Origin of the sequence: Fulvivirga aurantia, from assembly GCF_009711475.1 — a bacterium.
GTDB lineage: Bacteria > Bacteroidota > Bacteroidia > Cytophagales > Cyclobacteriaceae > Fulvivirga > Fulvivirga aurantia.
Genome location: NZ_SMMD01000787.1, coordinates 1 through 8267, shown reverse-complemented (window position 1 = coordinate 8267; position 8267 = coordinate 1). Strand labels below are relative to the sequence as shown.

Annotated in this window: 4 protein-coding genes; 2 read left to right on the top strand and 2 right to left on the bottom strand. The window is 41.7% G+C overall.

Features of this window, described 5'->3' with window-relative positions; all coding sequences use genetic code 11:
- Window positions 1-328: 328 nt before the first annotated feature.
- Together E1176_RS10250 and E1176_RS10245 are read right to left on the bottom strand one after the other, a co-directional pair.
- On the bottom strand, window positions 329-1654 hold the full coding sequence (locus tag E1176_RS10250) for a sensor histidine kinase (protein WP_155210518.1): 1326 nt from the start codon (window positions 1652-1654) through the stop codon (window positions 329-331).
- Window positions 1651-3021, bottom strand: a complete 1371-nt coding sequence (locus E1176_RS10245; protein ID WP_155210517.1) for a sigma-54-dependent transcriptional regulator — start codon at window positions 3019-3021, stop codon at window positions 1651-1653. Before E1176_RS10245 ends, E1176_RS10250 begins: the two co-directional genes overlap by 4 nt.
- Window positions 3022-3182: 161 nt before the next feature.
- Between E1176_RS10245 and E1176_RS10240 the strand changes: the two genes are divergently transcribed.
- Together E1176_RS10240 and E1176_RS10235 are read left to right on the top strand one after the other, a co-directional pair.
- Window positions 3183-5651: an ABC transporter permease gene (locus E1176_RS10240; protein WP_155210516.1), complete on the top strand. Its 2469-nt coding sequence runs from the start codon at window positions 3183-3185 to the stop codon at window positions 5649-5651.
- An 18-nt stretch (window positions 5652-5669) separates the two neighbouring features.
- On the top strand, window positions 5670-8087 hold the full coding sequence (locus tag E1176_RS10235) for an ABC transporter permease (RefSeq protein ID WP_155210515.1): 2418 nt from the start codon (window positions 5670-5672) through the stop codon (window positions 8085-8087).
- Window positions 8088-8267: the final 180 nt, after the last annotated feature.

Here is an 8267-nt window from a genome sequence, read left to right as displayed (position 1 = left end):
CTTAGGAGTCCGAAGAGTCTTAAAAAAGCTATGAGACTCCTGCTGTGAGCTGTGAGCGCCTAGAAACCTGCGAATAGCTCTATCCCCTTGAGAGGATTATAGGGGTGAATTTTAAAGCCATATACAACGACCTAAAGATTCCGGATCAAGCCCGGAATGACATAAATGGTTGAAGCTCAAAACTCAAAACTCAAAACTCACAGCTCGTAACTCTCTGCCCTCAGCTCTCAGCTCACAAAAGCTTCGAGTACCTCAGCCTGACATTGTGCTCATTGCTCATTGCTCGTGACTCAAAACTCACAACTCTCCACTACAATCGCTCTGCGCATCATACCGTAATAATAAACTCCGCACCCTCACCAGGAAGTGACCGCACAGTCATTTTACCTTTATGGGCTTTTATAATTTGCTTTGATAGACTCAATCCAATTCCAGAACCATTTGTCTTGGTCGTGTAAAAAGGCACGAAAATGTTATTCATTAACTCCTGGTCCATGCCCGGGCCATTGTCTTTAATGTATAAACTTAAAGCACCGTTTTTTTGTCTGGTGTAAATTTCAACTAAAGGCTTTTGTGTGCCTTCAAGTGCTTCTTTACTGTTTTTCAATACATTGATTAGCACCTGCTCAAATAGATCTGGATCGATAGTCACCACCTGAGGTGGTACATCTATTCTTACTTCTATATGTGCAAGATCAACAGCGAGTAACTTGAGTAAGTCATTCACTAAAACACTAATATCTACGGCACTAAAATTTGGTTGAGGAACCTTGGCCAGCTTGGTATACTGATCGATGAAATTCACCAGTCCTTTACTTCTTTTTTCTACCGTTTTCAAACCCATTTTTAGGTCTTGAAGGTCCTCGTCACTCATCGATGATAAGTCCTTTAGCTCACCATCATCAGTGATTATCAGTTGGGTAACCACTTCTGTGAGAGTGGATATTGGTATAGCCGAATTCTTAATTTCATGAGTCAGCACTCTGATAAGTTTTTGCCAGCTTTCAACCTCCTGTTCATCAAGCTCAGCTTTGATATTCTGCATGGAGATAAGCTTAAACTTTTCCTGGTCTACCAACAGCTGTTTGCACTGAACTGAAAGATGCACTAACTCACCTTCAACAATCAACTTCAGTAGCTTTCTGTCTCCTGATTCCATTTTCATGAGTGTTTCATAAAGTGGAGGAAAGTTGGGCTTCAAAGCACTTACGGTGTTGATATGCGGTTTGACAAGGAGAGTTTTTGCAGCCCTATTTATCAATCTTATTTTTCCTGTTGCTTCCCAAAACCCGATCATGGCGGTACTGCTTTGCTCTACCACCGCTTCGAGAAAATGTACATTTTCCTGACTTTGTTTTCTCAACTCAGCATAAGATTGGGTAATGATATTAAAAGCATTATGAAGTGCCTTCGAGTCTGTTTGGCCAGTGTACGTAGTCGAAAAATCATTCTGTTTAATGGATAGCAACAGGTTACTCAATTCCCGCTGATTCTTTTCGATTGTTCTCATCAACTCCCAAAAGGCAATAACAAAAGCCAATCCCAACCAGATGCCAACCAGCCAGAAATAGGTGTTAAATGCACAGTATACAGCACCCGTTCCCAAAGCCAGTATGATGAGAATACGAATTAGTATTTTGAAGCGGTACTTCATGACAACCCGTATTTATCAAGCTTGCGGTAGAGGGTGCTTCTTCCCATACCTAGGGTATCAGCAGCTTTGGTTAGATTACCGTTATGTTTTTCAATTGCCTGCTCAATAGCCTCTTTTTCAATGTCTTCCACCTTTAGAGAAGCGGGTTTATCCTGAGTTTTTCTTTTAGATGGCATTGGGAAATCCTCTTTTGTGAGCGCATTGCTATCACACATAATGACTGCGCGCTCAATGGCGTGTTGTAGCTCTCTCACATTTCCCGGCCAGCTGTAATTATTTAAGTGACTGATAGCTTCATCAGAAATTCGTATTTCTGATTTATGGTATTTATTTCCATACATTTTGAGGAAATGACGTGACAGCAACTCGACATCACCCTCACGATCTCTCAGTGCAGGCAAAGTGATTGTAATAGTGTTTATTCTATATAGTAGATCTTCTCGAAAATCCAGTCGCTCTACCATGTTTTCGATGGGTTGGTTTGTGGCTGCCACCAGCCTGATATCGATATCAATAGCTTTACTACTACCAACCCGGTAGACTTGTCTGTTTTGTAATACAGTAAGTAATTTGACTTGCTGCTCCAGAGAGATATTGCCAATTTCATCCAAAAACAAGGTGCCTTTATGAGCCATTTCAAAGCGGCCTACCTGGTCCTCCTTTGCGTCTGTAAAAGCTCCTTTTACGTGACCGAAAAGCTCAGATTCGTAAAGACTGGCAGATAAAGCCCCAAGATCTACTTTTACAAAGCGCTCGCTATTTCTGGGAGAGTTTTGATGGATGGCTCTGGCCACTAACTCTTTGCCTGTCCCGTTTTCACCTAAAATAAGTACATTGGCAGCTGTAGCGGCTACTTTTCTTATGGTTTTATACACCTCCTGCATGGCCGAAGATTCACCAATCAGTTCACCGGTCGACTGTTTGATGTCCGCATTAAGTGCTTTCTCGGCACTCTTTAATGTAGTGATTTTTTGCTGCGAGCGATTGAGCTTCACAACATTATCAATGGTAGTTAGTAGCTTTTCTTTTTCCCATGGTTTTACCAGAAAATCAGTAGCCCCTTCCTTCATACAAGATACTGCGAGTTGTATATCTCCATAGGCCGTGTTCATTACCACGGCAGTCTGAGGTGAATGCTTTTTTATTTGCCTGAGCCAATAGAGCCCTTCATTACCCGTGGTAGCCCCGGCTTTAAAATTCATATCGAGCAACACGCACTCTACCTGTTGACTATTAAGCTGAGTTTCCAGTTGTTTTGGAGATGAAAGCGTCTTCACAGTATATTGCGTGCGCAAAATCATTTTCGCTGTGAGTAATACGTCTTCATCATCATCTACAACTAGTAATAGAGGTTTAGAATCTAACATCAGGTAAATGTAGCTATTGTCTCAATATGACACAATTGTGTTGTACCATTATGATACGATTTATCGAAATATTTGATATTAAATATTCATAAAATACTTATAATCAGTAGTTTGTGAAAGTGGTACACCGATTGGCTTCAATTCATCAAATACTATGACTCATGCTTAAGAATTTTATAATAATTGCCTTTCGAAACCTTACTAGTCGATCAGTTTTTAGTCTGATCAATATTATCGGACTTGCCCTTGGGATGGCGGCCTGCCTTGTCATTTTTCGGTATGTATTTTTTGAGTATAGCTACGACCAATTTCATAATAAAAAAGACCAGATATACCGATTGGCTTTGTCAAGGAGTATAGGAGAGGAGGATCGTACTTTTTATACTGCACCGATGCCCGTAAAAAGTGTATTGGATGAACTCAACGAAACAGCTAGCGTGGCTCGTTTTGTAAATATTAACTATCAAAATAACTCACTGGTTTATAAATCTCCCCAACATATTAAGACTGCAGAACTGGCCGGTGTTTTCTATGTTGACTCTACCTTTGCCGAAATGTTCGATTTTGAGCTGTTGTCAGGAGCCGTTTCACCTATTAGTCAGGTGGGCACATGTCTGATTACGCAGTCAGTTGCAGAAAAACTTTTCGAGTCACCCCAGCAGGCGGTCGGTAAGTCTGTGGACTTGAGTGGTAACATAGGCAGCTTTCAATACGAGATAGCTGGAGTGTTGGCCAATCCTCCTAAAAACAGTCATTTTGATTTTGAAGTATTGCTATCAATGCCCTCATATGTCAGGGCAGAAGGTGAAGAAATGCTTACCGGCTGGGGGTCTTTCAATGGTGTCACTTTTATAGAAGTAAAAGGGAAAACTGATGTAAAAGCCTATGAGAAATTATTGACTAAAACCTTACTTGGTGAGCCTGTTTTTGGCAACGAAAATGAAACCTGGCGTCTGAGTCTTGACCCAATTACCGATTTACATTTTTCAGCGCAGAGCGCAGTTGGTTTTAAACCCTCAGGTAATGAACAGTCGGTTAAAGCTTTGGCCATAGTCGCGCTGTTCATTCTTATCATCGCTTTGGTAAATTACATCAACCTTTCAACTGCTATCGCTACAGAGCGTGCTCGCGAAGTGGGGGTAAGAAAGACACTGGGCTCCTCACAATGGCAGCTCAGATGGCAATTTATATTCGAGTCAATTTTAATAAATGTGATAGCCGCAGGAGTGGCGCTTACGCTGGTGCAACTTTCCTTGCCATTTCTATCTGGTTTTACCAACCCATTAGAAGTGGCCGATAGCCATCAATGGATGTTTTGGGGACTGATTGTCGGTGTGTTTATTTTCGGAGCAATTCTTTCCGGTATCTACCCAGCCTTTGTGCTTTCTTCTTATAATCCTACTCAGATTATCTCTGGTAAGGTAGAAAAACGAGGGAATAAAATGAGTTTTAGAAAGTTGCTGGTCGTATTTCAATTTGCTGCATCGATTATTCTCATTGCCGGCACTTTCATAATATACAATCAGCTAAACTATATGAAAAGTCAGGATCTGGGCTTAAATATTGATGACGTAATTGTGCTCAATCCACCTCCTGGGTCTATCGTTGGTGATAATAATGAGTTTTTTACTCGTGTAGATGCATTTAAAACAGCAGTTTCTGCCTACCCCTTTGTGCAATCTATGACCAAAGGTAGCGCTATACCTGGTGAGCGTATTACTTGGGGTACCAGTCAGATCAGGAGAAAGAATGACGATAGCCGCATTGATAAAGTACTGGCACTCATTGCTATGGACAGAGATTACCTTAAAACTTTTGACATACCGATTATCGCGGGTGATTATTATCGGGAAGGACAAAGCACATTTGGTAATGGGGACTTTATCATCAACAAAAAAGCCAGTGATTTATTAGGTTTTGCATCCCCTGAAGCGGCTATAGGCGAAAAGCTGTATGGTGGAGGTATGTTTCCCGAATTGACTATTGTGGGTGTAACGGCAGACATTCACCACCGCACGCTGGCAGCCGAAAAAGCGGCCTTAGGGTTTGTGTTAAGTGCGTGGAGTAATTATTACGCCATTAAATTAAACATCGATGAGCAGCTACCAGCAGAGCAAAAGCTGGCAGTGATCGATCAGGCCATAGATGCGCTCGAGGGCGAATGGAAGAAGAATTTTGATGGAGCACCTTTCGACTTTTTCTTTCTCGACAAAGCTTTTAACGATCAGTATAAGTCAGATCAGGAGTTTGGCTTTATCTTCAGTTTGTTTGCAGGTTTGGCGATTATTATAGGTTGTTTAGGTCTGTTAGGCTTAAGTGCTTACAGCATTACTCGCAGAACTAAAGAAATCGGGATACGCAAAGTGTTAGGAGCCTCCATGGCTAACCTTACCGTTTTGCTGTCTAAAGAGTACTTATTGCTTATCCTCATCGCGGGTATCGTGGGTGCCCCTGTGGCATACTATTTCTTCGATAAATGGTTAGAAAACTATGCTTACCGCACACAGCTCGACTGGTGGATTTTTGCCCTACCCATTGCGATAGTACTCAGCATAGCGCTGGCTACTATTTTGGTACAGGTTGTTAAAGCAGGAAAAAGAAATCCTGTAGAGAGTCTTAGGTCTGAGTAAAATTTAAAGTTGAGCATTATGTTGAGTAATCATCTTATCATTATCATCAGAAACCTACGCAACTCCCCACTTTACTTTTTTCTCAATTTGTTGGGGCTGGCAGTTGGGATTGCATCATGTATGGTGCTGCTACACTATACCTCGTTTGAGGAAAATTATGACCAGTTTCAGAGCAATTATCGAAACAAATATCGCTTGCTGGTTTCCGATCCGGGAGGCTTAGGTGCTCATACCCCGGCACCCATCGCTAGGTTGATTGAAGAAGACATCAGTCAGGTAATGACTCAGGTGCAGGTCCGCAATGCTGACGGCATTCTCAAAGCCAAAGATGGTCAGCGGTCTGTATCAGATCAGGAAGAGCAATTGTTCTTTGCTACACTGGGCTATTTCAAAATGTTTAATCAGGAACTGCTTGAAGGTGACCCCAAATTGCTTTCAGAGCCGAACCATGCTTTCATAACTACAGCTGTGGCTGAAAAGTATTTTGGTAAGACCAGCGGGGTAGTGGGTAAAGAAATCACTCACTTTGACTCAAATTTTGGAGAAAACCGACTTGTCGTGGGTGGTATTATGGCAAATGAGAGGCCAGATACGCATTTACCCGTTCGGGTGGTAATGAGTATGAACACCATAGCAAACAACGATCAGTTTTGGGCTAGGTTTGACAATTGGGGCTGGATGGATTTTTACACTTATGTAGAGCTACATGAAGATGTGGAGCTGCCCCAAACACAGTTAAATGCTTTTCTTGACAAACATATAGGTCGAGAAAACCGGGAAAGGGGAGGTTTAGAGTTGCAATTGCAGCCGCTTTCAGCCATTCATCTGAGTCCGGATGTGCAATATAATTACCGAACGGCTCGTGATCCGAGGGTCATTTTTTTCTTACAGATCGTAAGCATTTTTGTATTACTCATGGCCTGCATCAATTATGTAAACCTAGCCGGAGCAAGAGGACTCAAGCGCGCCAGGGAAGTAGGCGTGAGAAAAAATTTAGGGGCCTCCAGATTTGACCTTATAAAGCAATTTAGTCTTGAGTCGCTGGTGATTAATCTTCTGGCGTGTGTATTGGCGCTAACAGTCACTCAACTATTGTGGCCTGTGCTTGGTCAGCGTATAGGTGGTGCGTTTACGCAGCCTGTTACTAACCTGGCAAACCCCACCATTATTATAGTTTTAGGTACAGCTCTCATATGGACGATCATACAACCTTCCGTTGTGATAGCCAGCTTTCCTGCCATTTCATCACTCAAAGGTAATATGTCTAATTTTGGCATAGGCAAAACCTATCGCAAAGCCAGTGTGGTAGTGCAGTTTGCTGTTTCGCTGACGTTACTCATTACCAGCCTGGTGATCTACCAGCAAATTTCTTTCTTTCAAAATCATGAATTAGGTATAGATATAGATCAAAAACTGATCATTCACAGACCCAAAGAAAGTGTGGAGGAATACGGTACAAAGGCACTTACTTTTAAAAATCAGGTTCAGCATTTGGCTATGGCTCAGGTCGTGTCGATATCTGGAAGTGTACCAACCAAAGGATATAACTACTCAACCAACAGTCTTTATCAGGAAAGGCTCGGACCCAATGAAGTCGGAGAATATGGAGTAAATATTACCTATATCGACAACGATTTTATGGAGCTGTATGACGCTAAACTGATTGCGGGTGAATCGAGTTTCGAAGCTGTTTCAGGAATTACCAAGGCTATCATTAACAAAAAAGCACTCGACCCATTACTTTTTGAAAACCCAGAGCAGGCGATAGGCGCGATAATCATAAATGGTGAGGAGAGGTATGAAATAATTGGAGTAATTGACGACTACCAACACAACTCAATAAAGCAGGTGGGGCAACCCGTTTTGTATATTTTAGAAAATAATGCACAATATTTTACAGTGGCTTACAGTACTGGTGATCAGCCTCTGGAGGCCACAGGCCAAATATTAAGAGAAGTGCAGGATCTATATGATCAGACGTTTCCTGATACAAATTTTAACTACACTTTTCTCGATGAGGCTTTTGCTGCTCAGTATCGTTATGAAGTTTTTTTCTCTCAAATTATACTGGTTTTTACCTCTCTGGCTATGTTGCTGGCGATTTTAGGTCTTTTTGGACTCTCACTTTACAATATGGAGAGAAAGACTAAAGAAGTAGGCATTCGTAAAACCCTGGGTGCCTCAGCTTTGTCCTTATTTGTGAGTAACACCAGGCCATTTGTGCGTTTGATATTCGTGGCCAGCCTGATGGCCGTGCCTATCTCATATTGGCTTATGGAAAGATGGCTTTCAGATTACACTTTTCGCATTGATTTACAAATATGGAGCTTTGCCATACCAGTATTGGGATTAATGGCGGTTGCATTATTTACCATCAGTTATCATCTGTTGAAACTTCAAAACACCAATCCTGTAGAAAGCCTCAGATATGAGTAAGTGCAATTGACAATTAGCAATTGACAATGTGCAATGAACAATTAGCGTCATTCCTGACGAGTGTAGTGGAGATCAGGAATCTCTGGCAAATAGATAAAAGATTCCGGATCAAGTCCGGAATGACAGTTATAAATAGAATATGTCAGCTTTTTAGTACGTCACTCAGAGACATAACTTTTT